Annotated in this window: 1 tRNA gene and 2 rRNA genes; all 3 read right to left on the bottom strand. The window is 42.6% G+C overall.

Annotated elements, in window-relative coordinates:
• Window positions 1-122 (bottom strand): 23S ribosomal RNA (locus CLTHE_RS01095); the annotation flags it as partial.
• A gap of 124 nt (window positions 123-246) precedes the next feature.
• A tRNA-Ile gene (locus tag CLTHE_RS01100) sits at window positions 247-323 on the bottom strand.
• Window positions 324-460: 137 nt separating this feature from the next.
• A 16S ribosomal RNA gene (locus CLTHE_RS01105) occupies window positions 461-680 on the bottom strand; the annotation flags it as partial.

The following is a 680-nucleotide window of genomic DNA, read 5'->3' on the forward strand; positions in this document are numbered from 1 at the left end:
CTCATTCGGAAATCTTCGGATCTCTGGCTATGTGCGCCTACCCGAAGCTTATCGCAGCTTATCACGTCCTTCATCGGCTCCTGATGCCAAGGCATTCACCATACGCCCTTTGTAGCTTGACCTATTAATTAGTCATGTTTCAGATTTTACAATCTTGAATCAGTCACAAAGAATAGTATTTAAAATACATTTTCTTGGCTTTGTTGTATCAACAATTTATTTCATATACAATTTTCAAAGAACAAATGGTGGGTCTAAATGGACTCGAACCATCGACCTCACGCTTATCAGGCGTGCGCTCTAACCAGCTGAGCTATAGACCCATATTTTATTAAGAGAATAAATCTCTCAAAATTGAACAGATATAAACAACCAAAACCTTCTTTTAAAGAAGAAATTCGTCTTTTCCGATTTTTTTATTTACTAGTCAAAACTTCTTGTTTGCTAGGTTTCTCCATAGAAAGGAGGTGATCCAGCCGCAGGTTCTCCTACGGCTACCTTGTTACGACTTCACCCCAATCGCTGACCCTACCTTAGGTCGCTGCCTCCTTGCGGTTAGCTCACGAACTTTGGGTATTGCCAACTCTCATGGTGTGACGGGCGGTGTGTACAAGGCCCGGGAACGTATTCACCGCGACATGCTGATTCGCGATTACTAGTAACTCCAGCTTCATGTAGGC

Source organism: Clostridium thermobutyricum DSM 4928, assembly GCF_002050515.1.
Taxonomy (GTDB): domain Bacteria; phylum Bacillota; class Clostridia; order Clostridiales; family Clostridiaceae; genus Clostridium; species Clostridium thermobutyricum.